At 69.1% G+C, this 14,020-nt stretch carries 13 protein-coding genes and 1 pseudogene; 7 read left to right on the top strand and 7 right to left on the bottom strand.

Annotated elements, in window-relative coordinates; translation table 11 throughout:
• Positions 1 to 7 precede the first annotated feature (7 nt).
• On the top strand, positions 8 to 958 hold the full coding sequence (locus VM306_RS07900; protein WP_325512506.1) for a GlxA family transcriptional regulator: 951 nt from the start codon (positions 8 to 10) through the stop codon (positions 956 to 958).
• Positions 959 to 1,022: 64 nt separating this feature from the next.
• On the opposite strand, the gene VM306_RS07895 is transcribed toward VM306_RS07900, so the two are convergent.
• The 3 genes from VM306_RS07895 to VM306_RS07885 all read right to left on the bottom strand — a co-directional run bounded on the left by VM306_RS07895 (position 1,023) and on the right by VM306_RS07885 (position 4,819).
• Positions 1,023 to 1,619, bottom strand: coding sequence for an RBBP9/YdeN family alpha/beta hydrolase (locus VM306_RS07895; RefSeq protein ID WP_325512504.1), 597 nt, complete (start codon positions 1,617 to 1,619; stop codon positions 1,023 to 1,025).
• Positions 1,616 to 2,056: a hypothetical protein gene (locus tag VM306_RS07890; protein ID WP_325512502.1), complete on the bottom strand. Its 441-nt coding sequence runs from the start codon at positions 2,054 to 2,056 to the stop codon at positions 1,616 to 1,618. The genes VM306_RS07895 and VM306_RS07890 overlap by 4 nt, the downstream gene beginning before the upstream one ends.
• Positions 2,057 to 2,383: 327 nt before the next feature.
• The gene (locus tag VM306_RS07885) at positions 2,384 to 4,819 is read right to left on the bottom strand and encodes a penicillin-binding protein (RefSeq protein ID WP_325512500.1); all 2,436 of its coding nucleotides are present in this window, start codon (positions 4,817 to 4,819) and stop codon (positions 2,384 to 2,386) included.
• 213 nt (positions 4,820 to 5,032) lie between these two features.
• Between VM306_RS07885 and VM306_RS07880 the strand changes: the two genes are divergently transcribed.
• Positions 5,033 to 5,749 (top strand): hypothetical protein, encoded by a 717-nt coding sequence (locus VM306_RS07880; RefSeq protein ID WP_325512498.1) that lies wholly within the window; start codon positions 5,033 to 5,035, stop codon positions 5,747 to 5,749.
• 11 nt (positions 5,750 to 5,760) lie between these two features.
• Here VM306_RS07880 and VM306_RS07875 read toward each other — a convergent pair whose 3' ends face one another.
• The gene (locus tag VM306_RS07875) at positions 5,761 to 6,468 is read right to left on the bottom strand and encodes an AfsR/SARP family transcriptional regulator (protein WP_325512496.1); all 708 of its coding nucleotides are present in this window, start codon (positions 6,466 to 6,468) and stop codon (positions 5,761 to 5,763) included.
• A 197-nt stretch (positions 6,469 to 6,665) separates the two neighbouring features.
• Here VM306_RS07875 and VM306_RS07870 point away from each other — a divergent pair, with 197 nt between their 5' ends.
• The 4 genes from VM306_RS07870 to VM306_RS07855 all read left to right on the top strand — a co-directional run bounded on the left by VM306_RS07870 (position 6,666) and on the right by VM306_RS07855 (position 10,361).
• Positions 6,666 to 7,529 (top strand): manganese catalase family protein, encoded by an 864-nt coding sequence (locus tag VM306_RS07870; RefSeq protein WP_325512494.1) that lies wholly within the window; start codon positions 6,666 to 6,668, stop codon positions 7,527 to 7,529.
• A 13-nt stretch (positions 7,530 to 7,542) separates the two neighbouring features.
• Positions 7,543 to 8,763: an Nramp family divalent metal transporter gene (locus VM306_RS07865; RefSeq protein WP_325512492.1), complete on the top strand. Its 1,221-nt coding sequence runs from the start codon at positions 7,543 to 7,545 to the stop codon at positions 8,761 to 8,763.
• Complete coding sequence (locus VM306_RS07860) at positions 8,760 to 8,981, top strand: DUF2243 domain-containing protein (RefSeq protein WP_325512490.1); 222 nt, start codon at positions 8,760 to 8,762, stop codon at positions 8,979 to 8,981. Before VM306_RS07865 ends, VM306_RS07860 begins: the two co-directional genes overlap by 4 nt.
• 99 nt (positions 8,982 to 9,080) lie before the next feature.
• Positions 9,081 to 10,361 (top strand): GAF domain-containing protein, encoded by a 1,281-nt coding sequence (locus tag VM306_RS07855; RefSeq protein ID WP_325512488.1) that lies wholly within the window; start codon positions 9,081 to 9,083, stop codon positions 10,359 to 10,361.
• A 50-nt stretch (positions 10,362 to 10,411) separates the two neighbouring features.
• On the opposite strand, the gene VM306_RS07850 is transcribed toward VM306_RS07855, so the two are convergent.
• The 3 genes from VM306_RS07850 to VM306_RS07840 all read right to left on the bottom strand — a co-directional run bounded on the left by VM306_RS07850 (position 10,412) and on the right by VM306_RS07840 (position 13,228).
• Complete coding sequence (locus tag VM306_RS07850; RefSeq protein ID WP_325512486.1) at positions 10,412 to 11,302, bottom strand: helix-turn-helix transcriptional regulator; 891 nt, start codon at positions 11,300 to 11,302, stop codon at positions 10,412 to 10,414.
• A 70-nt stretch (positions 11,303 to 11,372) separates the two neighbouring features.
• Positions 11,373 to 12,176 (bottom strand): SDR family oxidoreductase, encoded by an 804-nt coding sequence (locus VM306_RS07845; protein ID WP_325512484.1) that lies wholly within the window; start codon positions 12,174 to 12,176, stop codon positions 11,373 to 11,375.
• A 485-nt stretch (positions 12,177 to 12,661) separates the two neighbouring features.
• Positions 12,662 to 13,228, bottom strand: a complete 567-nt coding sequence (locus VM306_RS07840) for a hypothetical protein (RefSeq protein WP_325512482.1) — start codon at positions 13,226 to 13,228, stop codon at positions 12,662 to 12,664.
• A gap of 338 nt (positions 13,229 to 13,566) precedes the next feature.
• Here VM306_RS07840 and VM306_RS07835 point away from each other — a divergent pair.
• A pseudogene (locus VM306_RS07835) lies at positions 13,567 to 14,020 on the top strand (transposase); the annotation flags it as partial.

Genomic DNA, 14,020 nt, shown 5'->3' with positions numbered 1-14,020 from the left:
CGTAGCCGTGCTGGCCATGGACGGCGTGGTGGGCTTCGACCTGGCCATCCCGTGCCAGGTCTTCGGCCTCACCAAGCTGCCCAACGGCGACTACCCGTACCAGGTGAGGGTCTGCGGCACCGAGCCGTCGGTGACAGCGACAGCAGGCGGCATCGGCTACTACCGCATCGAGCCCCCGAACGGCCTGGACGCGGCAGAAGACGCCGACACCATCATCGTGCCAGGGCTGACGTACACCAGCCCAACCCCACCCGAGGTAATAGCCCTGCTCCAGTCCGCCGCAGCCCGAGGCGCCCGCACGGTGTCGATCTGCACAGGAGCGTTCGCCCTGGCCGAGGCAGGCCTGCTGTCCGGACGCCACGCCACGACCCACTGGGCGGCAGCGGCAGAACTCTCCCGCCGCCACCCGGACGTGCAGGTAGACACCAACGCCCTCTACACAGGCGAAAGCAAGGTCTTCACCTCCGCAGGCGTAGCCGCAGGACTGGACCTGTGCCTGCACCTGGTACGCCGCGACTTCGGAGCAGCGGTAGCGGCATCCTCCGCACGCACAGTGGTAATGGCACCCACACGAGACGGCGACCAGGCCCAGTTCATCCCCCCACCGCCGACGACGACAGCCGCCGACGGCTCCCTCTCCTCAACGCTGACCTGGATGCGGGAGCAGGCAGCCACCGCCCTGACCCTCGCCGACATCGCCAAGCACGCAAACCTGAGCACCCGCACGCTGACGCGCCGATTCCGCACCCAAACCGGCACGACACCTCTGGACTGGCTGGCACGCCAACGCCTGCAACTGGCCCGCGAACTACTGGAAACCACAGACCTGCCAGTCCCCGCAGTGGCGGAGCGAAGCGGCCACGGCTCAGCCACCGCACTACGCGCCCACTTCGACCGCGCGCTGCGCACCAGCCCGACCCGCTACCGGCAAACCTTCAAACAGCCAGAAGCCCTGTGAACCGTCGGGAACCTCCGGTGGCGATGCGAACAGGTCTGCACGACCACGCTGGAACCGCGACAAATCACGCCCCGCGCACAGGCACTGTCTCATCAAGACACCAGTCGAGAGCCCCAGGCCAGGGCCCATAACCATCCCCAGGGGTGATGTGTCCAGCGCCATCCAGGAAGTCGACCTCAACACCAAGCCCAGCCGCCCAAGCAACCGGTTCAACAGGCGTATAGGGATCGGTGGAAGAGACGACCGCACGAGTAGATCGAGCAGCCGCCGCTACATCCTCGGAACCAACCCCAGAAACGGAGAACTCCTCATTCCGGTTCTCCGCACAAAACGCCTGCTCTCCCAGGGGCGAGACGAGAAGCACCCGATCCACCCGCAACTCATCAGGCAGGGCCGGCGCTGCACGCAACCACAAAGCGGTGCCGAGGGAGTGCGCCACGACAACCCGCTCCCGATCACCGAGCTGAGCCAGCTCAGCGTGCAACAGCTCGGTCCAAGCCTCCAAAGACGGCTGCCCAGGTGCAGGAAACTGCGGATAGAGCACCTGCTCACCACGCTGCCGAAGCGACTCGGCCAACCACCACATCCAGTGGCCCCGAGGCCGGTAGTTGTCCAGCCCGTGCAAAAGCAGAAAACGCCGAGAAGGCAAAAAATCGGTCATTCGGTCGTCCTCGTGAAGTCTGAGAAGTCCATCTGCACGTCAGCATCATCGAACACCAACGGCCGCCAACTCTGAGCGCCCGCCCGACCATGCCCAGGATCCACCCCGATGAACAGCCGCCCACCGACGCGAACCCGGACGTGACGTGCGGACCAGTCGGCGGTGGCGCGCTGGCGGACACGGCCGTCGCAGCGCCAGCGCTGGTGGCCGAAGTCCACCACAGTGGAATGGCCCTGGATCTGTCCGAACGGGACAACGCCGTCATAGCGCATCCACGGTTCGTGCAGTCCAGCGCCGGACTCTGCCCACAGTGGACCCGCCAGGTCGTCACGTGCATGGTCGCCCATGCGCCAAATGAGGTCGGGCCGTTCGTTCAGCAACTCGGCGGCGGCAACCCGCATCCGCCCGTCGGCCCACCACCGGCGCGACGTCTTCACCCCGGCGGGCGGAAGAGGGGTCAGGGCAGAAGGCGGCCGAGCCGGGGACGTACTGCGCCTCGTGGTTGCCGGCCGGCCGCACCCAGCGCCCGGTGAGGAGCGGCTCGACCGCGCCGAGAACGCCGGGGCTGTCGGGGCCGCGGTCGACGAGGTCGCCGACCTGGACCACGACCTGGACCACGACCAGGTCCGCCGGGAGCCGTCCGTTCCCGGCTCCCGCAGCGCCTGTTCCAGCAAGCTCACGTGCCCGCCGACATCCCCGATGACAGCGATCCTGGTCATGCGCCACCCCAGCGCCACGGAATGGACGTGGCGCGCCGGGGAACGTCAGCCGGAGCCGGGTGCGAACGGCAGCCCACGAGCCACGGTCGGCGGCGCCACGGCGGTGGAGGTCGCCGGAGCCGGCGTGGGTGCCGTCGTCGCAGGTGGGGGAGGGCCGCTGCTCACGGAGAGCGTGACCGACCTGCCCGAAAACGAGACACCCTGCTGCGACTGCGCGACCACGGCGCCCCGCGGCTTCGGCGAGCTCACGGACACGGTCTTCACCTGGTACCCGGCGTCGCGCAGCATCGCCAGCGCCTTGGTGATCTCCTTTCCGACGACGTCGGGGACCTTCATCCGCGCGTCGCCGTGGAGGTAGCGCTCCTCCACCTGCGGCAGGGGCTTCTCCGGCAGGTCCGCGTGCACCTTCACCATCGTGTCGAACCAGGTGGCGGCGGGGATGGTGCCGCCGTAGATGTTGCCCTCGGAGCACAGGCGGGGCGGTCCGTCGCCGATGCAGATGCCCTTCGGCGACGTGCTGTCGTTGAACACCTGCACCGCGGCGGCGTAGTCGGGCGTCGCGCCGACGTACGCGGCGGACTTGTACTCCTCCGTCGTGCCGGTCTTGCCCATCATCGGGCGCTTCCACCCGACCTTGCGCGCGGCCGCGGAGGAGGTCCCGGTGCCCGCGCTGTCCTCGCTGAGACCGTTGGCGAGCGCGTTGGCCAGTGCTTCCGGGACCGCCTGCTCGCACGGTCGGCGGGTGAGCTCGACGGGCCTGCCGTTGCGGTCGACGACCCGCCGGATCGGCGTCGGAGCGCACCACGTGCCGCCGCTCATGATCGTCGCGGCCACGTTCGCGATCTCGAGCGTGCTCGACGGCGCGGGACCCAGGGTGAAGGAGGCGTTGCCGTTGGACGCGTAGTACTGCGCCTGGGTCATCCGCAGGTCCCTGCCCGCCTTCAGGTCCGGCCGCACTCCGGCGATGTTGGTGGCCATCGTCCTGCGCATGCCGAGGCGCGACGCCATGTCCACCACCGCGTTGAGGCCCGTCTTCTCCTCCAGCATGACGAACGCCGTGTTGGGGGAGGTCGCGAGCGCCTGCCGCAGCGGCATCTGCGCGGGATAGCGGTCGTTGTGGTTGGACAGGCAGTACCAGCGGGTGTTCGGTTCCCCCGTCGAGGGGCAGGAGGGGCTGCCGCCCCTGAAGACCTTCGACGTGTACGAGGTCGGGGACGGGATCACCGTGTCGATGCCGATGCCCTTCTCCAGCGCGGCGGCCGCGGTGAAGATCTTGTACACCGAACCCGTGCCGAACTTGTTCTCCACCCCGCTCGGCAGGTCGAACTGGGTCTGGGACTTCTCCTTGTCGAGGCCGTAGTCGCGGTTCGCCACGAGTGCCACGACCTCGTGCCTGTCCTTGCCCGGCCGCACGACCGCCATGGTGTTCGCGACGCCGGGGGTGTCCTTCGGCACCTGGGCCTCGACGGCCTGCTTCGCGTGCTCGGTGATCTCCGGGTCCAGCGTGGTCTCGATCCGGTAGCCGCCGATCTTCAGCTCGTCCGGGCTGAAGCCGGACTCGATCAGGTGCTCCACGAGGAACGAGCAGAAGAACCCGTACGACGGCCCGGCGCCGACGCACCCGGTCCGCAGTGGACGGACCGGCTTGAGCAGGCCCAGGGGAGCGAACTTGTGCCGGTCCGCTTCCTCCCGCGGCAGCTTCCCCTCCACGACCATCGCGTCGATCACGCGGTTCCTGCGCTCGAAGGCCTTGTCCGGCCGCTTCTCCGGATCGAGCGCGGTCGGGCTGTTCACCATGCCCGCGAGCATCGCCGCCTGGGGGACGGTCAGCTCGTCCGGCGTCGTGCCGAAGTAGGCCTGAGCGGCGGCGGAGACGCCGAAGATCGTCGAGCCGAACGGCACCAGGTCGAGGTACCGGCCGAGGATCTCGTCCTTGCTCAGCGCGGACTCCAGGCCCACGGCGATGCGCGCCTCGCGCAGCTTGCGGGTGATGGTCTGCTCCTGGGCGGCGCGCTGCGCGTTCTTGTCGGTGCGGGCGAGCACGTGCACGAGGTAGTTCTTCACGTACTGCTGGGTCAGGGTCGACGCGCCCTGCTGCACCGAGCCGCTGGCGTTGTTGCGGGCCGCCGCGCGTGCGGTCGCGATCCAGTCGACGCCGTGGTGGTCGTGGAAACGGCGGTCCTCGATCGCGAGCAGCGCGTCCTTCATGTGCGGGGAGATCTTGTGCGGCGGGGTTCGCACGCGGTACTGGTCGTACAGGTATGCGATCGGTGTGCCGTTCCTGTCCGTCACCGTCGTCATCAACGGCGGATCCGTGTTCATCATCAGCGCAAGGGTGGAACTCACCTGGTCGCTCAGCTTGTTGGACAACGCTCCCAAACTCGCGGTGGCGGGGAAAAGCATCCCCGCGAGGAGCACGCCGGCGAGCAGGCAGAGCCCGGCCAGCTTGCCGACGCAGGGCCCGATCTTCTTGCGGTCCAAGGACGAACTCCCTCAGTCGATGCAGCTCCGGGCGGTTACCCTGGCGTCTCCGCGGCCAGACGCCCACTTCGAATGAACCCGGCTCCGGGATGTCGTCACGCAGTGTGCTGCCGCAGGCGGTTTCTCGCCTGTCGTCGCACGGATTGACGAATTTGCGGTCTCACGCGAGTGTTGATCATCCACAGCCGCCCGCACGTTCGTATCGTGCTGGTCGTGGGATGTGAACCTTCAGGGCTGGGCATCGAGATGCTGCCCGTCGCCGTGGCGGGTCTGCGCGCCGAGCTCAGCGAGGCCCGCGGTCTGGCCCAGGAGCTGGCCGAGATGACGCCGGAACAGGCCGACAGCTCGTGGTGCGACCAGCTCGAGGACGAGTATCACGACGTCGGCGTCGGGCACGCGACGATGACCCGGCAGCTGGCGCGGTGGCGCCTCGACCACCCAGGCGCTCCGGGGCTGGACGAGCTCGCCGAGCTGGTCGCCGAGGTGGAGCCCGTCCGCCAGGCGCTGCTGCAGCAGCTCGCGCGGTTGCGTTGCCGGCGCGGCGCGAGCGGGACCCGAGTCCTACCGGGACGGACGGAGGCGGAGCTGGTCCGCGACGATCCCGAGTGGACGTTCTCCGACCACCCGGACCACCGGCCGCGCGCCCTGCACCTCTGGCGCGAGGACGAGACCCACCTCGTGGCCGTCGTCGCCGCGGAGTCACCCGAAGGTGGTGCTCTCACCGCGGAAGCGAGGAGCGCTGTCGTCGCGCGGCTGCGGGAGGAGCACCCGGACTGCGAGATCGAGCTTCTCGTGTGGACGCGCGGGTGCGGTCCCGGCGGGGACCGCTTCGCGCGCGACGCGCTCCTCGGGTTCGAACCGGTGCACGCGCACGACGTGATCGACCGGCTCGGCGCGGGCCGGTACTACCGCTGTGGCTGCCAGACCTGAGACCCGCACGGTCACCGCGCACTCCGCAGGAGCGGGCGGATCAGGTCGTGGATGTGCGGGGACGGTTCGAGGCCGAGCTCGGCGCGCAGCAGGGTCCGGTAGCTCTGGTACTGGCGCAGGGCCTGCGCGGGGTTGCCGTCGGCGAGGTGCAAGGCGACGAGGGTGCGGTGCGCGCTCTCCCGCAGCGGGTCGGTCTGGACCGCCGCCAGGGCGGCCTGGTGGGCGTGGTGGTGGTCGCCGCAACATCGGAACCTCTCGCTCAGCACCTCCAACGCGCGCAACCTCGCCTGCCGCCACCAGTCCTGTTCGGCCTGCACCCAGGGCTGACGCCACCCCGGCAGCAGGTCGGTCTTGAGCACGGCCACCGCGTCGGGGTCCGCGCCCGGTTCCGCCGCGAGCGCGCAGGCGCGGCGGAAGTCGACGTCGACCTGCGCGTTCAGGGCCAGCGCGTCGTCCACCGCCACCACCAGCGGCGTCGGTCTTCCCAGCCGCCACAACGACGACCGCAGGCACGCCGCGGCACGACGAGCGGTGGCCTCCGGCCAGAGTGACGCCGCGGCGACGGCGCGCGGCACCGGGCCCTCCCGCAGGGCGAGGAGCGCCAGAAGTCTCTGCGCGCCGGGCACGACGTGGATCGGCACCGCGCCGAGGCCCAGCCGGAAACCGTCGAGCAACTGCAGATGCGGCCGGGGAACCGGCGCACACGTCAGCTCGGTCATGTCGTGTGCTCACTCCTCCCTCGCGGTCGGGGTCGCCGGGTGCCCGAAGGTTGCGGGCTCACACACCTCCGGGTGAAATTGCTCCTTCCTGACCAGCCGCGGTGACGCGCCCGTGTCGTGCGGGTGTCGGCACGGAGCCGTGCGGGTCACGAAGGCTGCCTAGCTTCGCCGTGGAGGCACACCCCACGGGAGGCGAGATGTTTCTGCACACCAGCAGGTTGCAGTTCGAAGCGAAGCCCGACCGCCCCGACGCCCACTACGCGCGCAAGCTCCAGGAGCTGATCGGCGGCGCGTTCGGCGAGATGACGGTGACGATGCAGTACCTGTTCCAGGGCTGGAACTGCCGGATGGAGGGCAAGTACAAGGACCTGATCATGGACGTGGCGACCGAGGAGATCGGCCACGTCGAGATGCTCGCGACGATGGTGGCGCGGCTGCTCGAGGGCGCCCCGTCCGAGGTGACCGCGAAGGCGGTGTCCGACGACCCGGTGGTCGCGGCGATCATCGGCGGGATGGACCCGCAGCAGGCGATCGTCAGCGGGGGCGGGCCCACGCTGTCCGATGCCAACGGCGTGCCGTGGAACGGCCGCTACATCGTCGCGAGCGGCAACCTCATGGCCGACTTCCGCGCGAACGTCGCCGCGGAGGCCCAGGGCCGGTTGCAGACGGCGCGGCTCTACAACATGACCGACGACAGCGGCGTCCGCGACATGCTCAAGTTCAACCTCGCGCGCGACACCGCCCACCAGAACATGTGGCTCGCCGCCATCGAGGAGCTGCAGGAGGACGGCCTCGAGGGCCCGATCTCGCCGAGCGCGCTGTTCGACGAGGAGCACGCCGAGCACGCGGGGACGATCTGGCACAACTCCGACGGGCCGTTGGGCGCCGAGGGCGGCTGGGCGTCGGGCACCGCACCCGACGGCGCGCACGAGTTCTCCTACGTGATGAACCCGGAGCCGTTGGGCGGCCACGCGTCCGCGCCCAAGCCAGACCCGCTCCTCTACGCCACCAGCCCGGCCAACCTCGGGCTGATCGAGAAGGCCATCCGCAAGCTCACCTGAGGAGGACCAGCTGATGGTCGGCATCACGGTGCCAGCCCGCGTCCGGTCGGCCGCGGTCGTCATGGGACCCGCCTTCGTCGTCGCGGTCGCCTACGTCGACCCCGGTAACTTCGCGACGAACATGGCGGGCGGCGCGGCGCACGGATACCTGCTGTTGTGGGTGATCGTCAGCGCCGGCCTGCTGGCGATGTTCGTGCAGTACCAGTCGGCGAAGCTCGGCATCGTGACCGGCCGCAACCTTCCTGAGCTCTGCCGCGAGCACTACCCACGGCCTGTCGTGAGGCTGCTGTGGGTGCAGGCGGAGCTGGTGGCCATGGCCACCGACCTGGCGGAGTTCGTCGGAGCGGCGGTGGCGCTGAACCTGTTGTTCGGCGTGCCGCTGCTGCCGGCGGCGCTGATCACCGCGGTGGTGTCGTTCGGCATCCTGGCCCTGGCGCCGCTGCGCAGGCGGAGGTTCGAGTCGGTGATCGTGGGACTGCTCGCGATCGTGCTGGGCGGGTTCCTCTACCAGACCCTGCACCTCGGACCGCTCACCGGCGCGGCGGCCGGTCTCGTGCCGGGGTTCGCCGGAGCGGACAGCGTGCTGCTCGCGACCGGCATGCTCGGCGCCACCGTCATGCCGCACGTGATCTACCTGCACTCGGCGCTCACCCAACGCCACCACAGCCCGTCGCCCGAGGCCCGGCGGAGCGCGTTGCGGGCCAGCCGCACCGACATCGTGGTGGCGCTGGGCATCGCCAGCGTCGTGAACGTGAGCATGCTCGTGGTGGCGGCAGGCGCTTTCCACCAGGCCGGCGCACCGCGCGAGTCGTTGGAGGACATGCACTCCGGCCTCGGCCAGCTGCTCGGGCCGGGTGCGGCACTGGCGTTCGCGCTGGCGCTGCTCGCGTCCGGGCTGGCCGCGTCCAGCGTGGGCACCTACTCCGGCCAGGTCATCATGGAGGGGTTCCTGCGCAGGAGGATTCCCCTGTGGCTGCGCAGAGCGGTGACCACGGCGCCGGCGCTGGCGGTGTTGTCGCTCGGCGTCGATCCCACGAAAGCGCTGGTACTGAGTCAGGTCGTGCTCTCGTTCGGCATCCCGTTCGCGCTGGTTCCCCTGGTGCTGCTGACCAGGCGCACCGACGTGATGGGCGCGGCGGCCAACCGGCGGGTCGTGTCGGCGGCGGGAGCGGTGGCGGCGCTCGTGATCTCGGCGCTGAACCTGTTCCTGCTCGTGCGGGTGGTGACGGGATGAGGCACGTGAACCGCGCGGCACTGGTGCTGGGCTTGGGCATCAGCGGTTCCCTCGGCGGCATCGTGATCCACCAGCTGCTCGGCCGGCACCGCGCGCTGTCCGGGTGGTACCCGGTGGACGACGTGCACCTGATGATGATCGGCAACGGGCTGTTCCACCTGCTTTGCCTGCTGCTGGTGCTCGTGGGCATCGCCATGATCGACCGGCAGGAGTCCTGAGCTCCTCGACGGTATGATCCACGTACTCGCGCTGGGCGAGGACAGAGACAGCGTCCGAGGTCAAACAGGGAGCCTGTGACGCATGGCGAGAGGGTGGCCATGAGCGCATCTGGTGCGCACGGGCAGACGGTGGACGTGGCGGACGCCGTCGCCGCCGAGGAAGACCTGCGGGCGCTGTTCGGGCGGTCCACCGCCCTGTACGGGTCGTTCACGGGACCGGATCACGTCCTGGAGGTGGCCAACCCCGCCTTCTTCGCCGTCTTCGGCGACGAAGGCGCTCGCACCGGCTTGGCGCTGGCGGACGTGCTGCCCGGCGTGACCGGTTTCCTCGACCTCCTCGGACAGGTCTACCGCACCGGCGAGGCCTCCACCGACCGTGACGTGCGGGTGGTGCTGGGCGTCGGCCCGGAGGCGCGGGAGGCGTTCTTCGACCTCACCTGCGAGCCGCGCCGCGACGCCGCCGGCGACGTGGTCGGCGTCCGGGTGATCGGTGTGGAGACCACGCAGATCAAGCAGTCGCAGCGGTTGATGGCCGAGCACCGCGCACTGCTGGAGCAGATCGCCCGTCAGGCGCCGCTGACCGAGGTGCTCGACGGGATGGTCCGGTGCATCGAGGAGCTGGCGCCGCAGGAGGTGCTCGTCTCCGTCCTGCTCGCCGATCCCGACGGCCTGCACCTACGGCACGGCGCCGCCCCGAGCCTGCCCGACTTCTACAACGAGGCGATCGACGGCATCGCCACCGGGGAGGGCGTCGGCTCCTGCGGCACGGCGGCCCACCGCCGCGAACCGGTCATCGTCACCGACATCGCCACCGACCCGTTCTGGGACGACTTCCGCCACCTGGCGGAGCAGGCAGGGCTCGGCTCCTGCTGGTCCACGCCGATCCTCGCGCGCGACGGCGCCCTGCTCGGCACCTTCGCCATGTACCACCGGGGACCGCGCGTCCCGCAGGAGGTCGACCTCGCCCTCATCCGGGTGTTCGCCGGCACCGCGGCCCTGGCGATCGAACGCCACAACAACGAGCTGGCACGCCAGGCCGCGGAGGCCCGCGCCGAAGCGGCACGCGAGGCACTGGCCGAGGCAGCGCGCGTGGAACGGGAACTGCGCGCCGATGCCGAACGCCGCGCGGACGCCGCCGCGGAGCTCGCCGCCCAGATGCGCACCGCCGCGGCCGTGCAGGCCCAGGCCCCGCGCCCCGACCAGTGCCAGCTGGGCGGCAAGGCGGGCTGCTCCGCACCGGCCGAGCTCAAGGTGGCCGACTCGTGGGGCGACGCGGCGTGGGGTTGCTCCGTGCACGTCGAAGAAGTGCTCATCCACGTGTCGTCGGTGTTCATCGCCGGTGAGGAGCTCGGCGGATTGGCCGCGTACCTGAACCGCTGACCACCGGTGGTCTGTGAAGAGCTCTCACACGAACTGACAAGGCTGGAACATCAGCCGAGTGCCTGGATCTCGGTCGCCGGCCTCTCCTGGCCGGCCGCCCACGACGCCAGCAGGGCCAGACCGTCCGCGGCCGCCGTGCCGGCGGGCGCGGTGTAGACGTTCAGGAGCAGGCCGGGTTCGGCGGACATCTCCATCGACTCGACGTCGAGGTCCAGCCTGCCCACGACCGGGTGGTGCAGGCGCTTGCGTCCGGACCGGTGGAGCCGAACGTCCTGGGACGCCCACCGCCGCCGGAACAGTTCACTGCGTGTCGACAACTCACCGACCAGGGCGATCAGCTCCTCGTCGTGCGGGTTGCGGCCGGCCTCCATGCGCAGCTTCGCGGCCACGTCGCAGACGATTCGGTCGTAGTCGACGAAGAACGTTCTTGCCGCCTCGGGATCCAGGTACACGAACCGCGCGGTGTTCGCCGGCCGTCGCGTGTCGGCGAGCAGCGGTGAGTACAGCGCGCGGGCGAGTTGATTCGTGGCCAGGACGTCGTAACGGCCGTTGCAAATCCACGCCGGCGCATCGGTGATGGCGTCGAGCACCCGCTGAAGAGCCGGACGCACCGTCACGACGGGTCGCCGGCGGCGTGCACCGCCGGGCGTCCTGGACTGCCGCGCGAGGTGGAACAGGTGATCGCGCTCGGCCTCGTCGAGTTGCAGGGCGGAGGCCAACGCGTCGAGCACCCCGTCGGAGGCGCCGGTGAGGCTGCCTCGCTCCATGCGCACGTAGTAGTCGACCGACACCCCTGCCAGTAGAGCCACCTCTTCGCGCCGCAGGCCTTTGACCCGGCGGTTGCCGCCGTGGGCGGGCAGTCTGGCCCGCTCGGGTGTGAGCCGCGCGCGCCGCGAGCTCAGGAACTCCTTGATCTCGGTGCGCAGATCGATCGTGACCACCCCCTCACCGTAGGTGTTGTCCGCAGGCGAAGGGAGGCACTGCCGGTACCCCCGACGACCGCGTCGAGACCTAGGTGCCTGACGCGGTCGTGGCGATGCCGCCGTCGACCGGGATCACGGCACCCGTGAGGTAGGAACCGGCCCGGCTGGCCAGGAACACGGCGACACCCGCCATGTCGTCGTCGCGGCCGAGCCGGCGCAGAGGGGCCTTCGCCGCGATCGTGTCGCCGATGGCGTCGAGCGTGGACGCCATCATCCGCGACGGGAACGGTCCCGGGGCCACCGCGTTCACCGTGACGTGCTGCGGGCCCAGTTCCCTGGCGAGCACCCTGGTGAGTTGGTGGAGCGCCGCCTTGCTGCCGGCGTACGAGTAGTTGGGCGACGCGGCGACGTGGATGGCGGCGATGCTGCCGATGTTGACGACCCGCGCGGGATCATCGGCGGTGCCCGCCCTGCGCAGTGCGGGGAGCAGCGCCTGCACCAGCCAGAACGGCGACTTGAGGTTGAGGTCGATCACCGTGTCCCACGCTTCGTCCGGGAACGTCTCCAGCGGCTCGCGCCACATCGCTCCCGCGTTGTTGACGAGGATGTCCAGGCGTTCCGAGTCGGCCTTGACGAGATCAGCGAGGCGATGGCACTCGTCGTGCCTGGAAAGGTCGGCGGGGATTGCTCGAACGTCGCCGAATCCGGACAGCAGACGTTCCGCCTCCGCGCACGCGTCTGCATTGCGTGAACTGATGATGACGCGTGCGCCCGCCTGCAGAAGGCCGCGCGCTATCATCATTCCAATGCCCCTGGTGCCGCCAGTGACAAGTGCTTGCTTCCCACTCAGATCGAAAAGGTCTGCGTGAGTGGTGAACTGGCTGTCCGCCATTGGTCTTCGTCCCTTTGTCGTGGAAGCCCGTGCTGTCGAAAGATTGACAGGCTTCCTGGACGTGGGGGAGACCCTGGTGATACAGGTACTGCGAGAGCCACCTTTGCCTGATGGGCCGGCTCACGCCGCGAGAATTCCCCGCTGCGGTCCTTTCCTGGATTGCTTTTCTCGTCTAGTGCTACAGCCGCAGGCCGTGATCTTTGATTCCACGCCACTGTTCGCCTGCGCGGAAGCCGGTTCTGCTCATCGCGCCGTCATGACCCGCTCAACCTGCTGACGGCTCGTTGCGACGCTGACTGGGCGTCTCACACTGATCGTCCTGGGGCGGAACTGGAGCAGGGCAGGTAGTTGAACGTCATGGAACGGCGCTCAACGGCGCTGAACGGCGGCTAGTTGCGTTGGAGTTGTTGGGGCTCTAGTGTTTGTGCTGGTAGGAGTCCTTTGTGGACCAAACTGGCAGTGTGAGGGTCAGGGGTTCGAGTCCCTTAGCTCCACTTGTAGGTAGAACCCATCTGATCTAGCGATTTTCTCTGGTCAGGCGGGTTTTCTGTTGTTCTGCGTTGATCTTCGGTGATCGTCTGTTGGTCGCGGCGGCGGTAGCGGCGGATGGGATTGGTGGGGATGAGGCCTTCGTCGACGGCGTCGGTGAGGATCATGGAGAGGACTTTGATGATGGAGGCGACGGTGGTGTTGGCGTAGCCGAGCTGGCGCGAGTCGCTGATCCACTTGTTCACGCCGAGTGTGGTGATGGCGTTGAGTGGTGTGGCGCCCCAGCGGAGCAGGATGTGGCAGCGCAGGACGCTGCGGTAGTTGTCGATCGTGCGCGGGTCGAGGTCGAGGGCAGCGAACCAGGTCGTGACCCACTGAGCGACGGTGGTGCGACTGCGGGTGAAATCGAGCCAGGTGTTGCGGCGTTGGTCGCACTCGATGTCGGCGGCGTAATTGTCGGCTGCGCGCTGGGTAGTGAAGCCGGAGATCGAGGCGGTGTGCCCGTCGCCGGTGCGGTAGCGGACTCGCCAGGATTGCGTGCCGATCTGTTCTGACCAAGCCATGACGACCTCCGGATGTAGCTGGGATGAGAGGTTTCAGTTGTGCTCCCCGAGCTTCTTGAACGCAAGCTGACTCCGACGATCGGTCTTGAGCGCGCTCGAGCAACGCCATCAGCGGCATGTCCGGATGTTCGACGACCATGCATCGCTGAGGCAGCGAGCGTCTCAGCGTGTGCGGTCGTTGCACACTTGGTCGGTCAGAACGATCACGTCGCGTCCGTGCCTTCGTCAGATGACAGCGATCAGGACGCCACTCGGTGTGATGACTGCCTAAGTGACCAGTTCAAAATGAGCTGGCGTGTCGGCTTTGCCTGCGGGACAGGACATTCCAAGATCACTGTGTGCGCGAGGAGGTCCTGACCGACGAGCTCTGGGCTCGGCTGGAACCGTTGATCCCGTTGATCCCGATGTCCCCAAGGCGCTTCCGCTATCCAGGTCGCAGACGTGCCGACGACCGTGCCGCGCTGGAAGGCATCCTCTACGCGGTGCGCACGGGCATCGGCTGCCGGCTGCCCACTGCCTTGTTCGGCGCGTCGGGTTCGACCTGCTGGCGGCGGTTGACCGAGTGGTACGAGGCCGGCGTCTGACAGCAGCTGCACGAGCTGCTACTCGCCGAACTGCGCGCCGCCGGGCTACTGGACTCGTCCGCGGCCCTGGTCGACTCCACTCACCTGCGCGCGCTCACAGGGGGGACCACACCGGGCCGAGCCCGGTCGACCGCCGCAAACCCGGTTCCAAGCACCACCTGATCACCGACGCGAGCGGTGTCCCGCTGGCCGTCACACTCACCGGCGG

Origin of the sequence: Lentzea sp., from assembly GCF_035525475.1 — a bacterium.
Lineage (GTDB): Bacteria > Actinomycetota > Actinomycetes > Mycobacteriales > Pseudonocardiaceae > Lentzea.
Note: the sequence above shows the minus strand (reverse complement) of the source record. Positions and strands in the feature narration are given on the sequence as shown.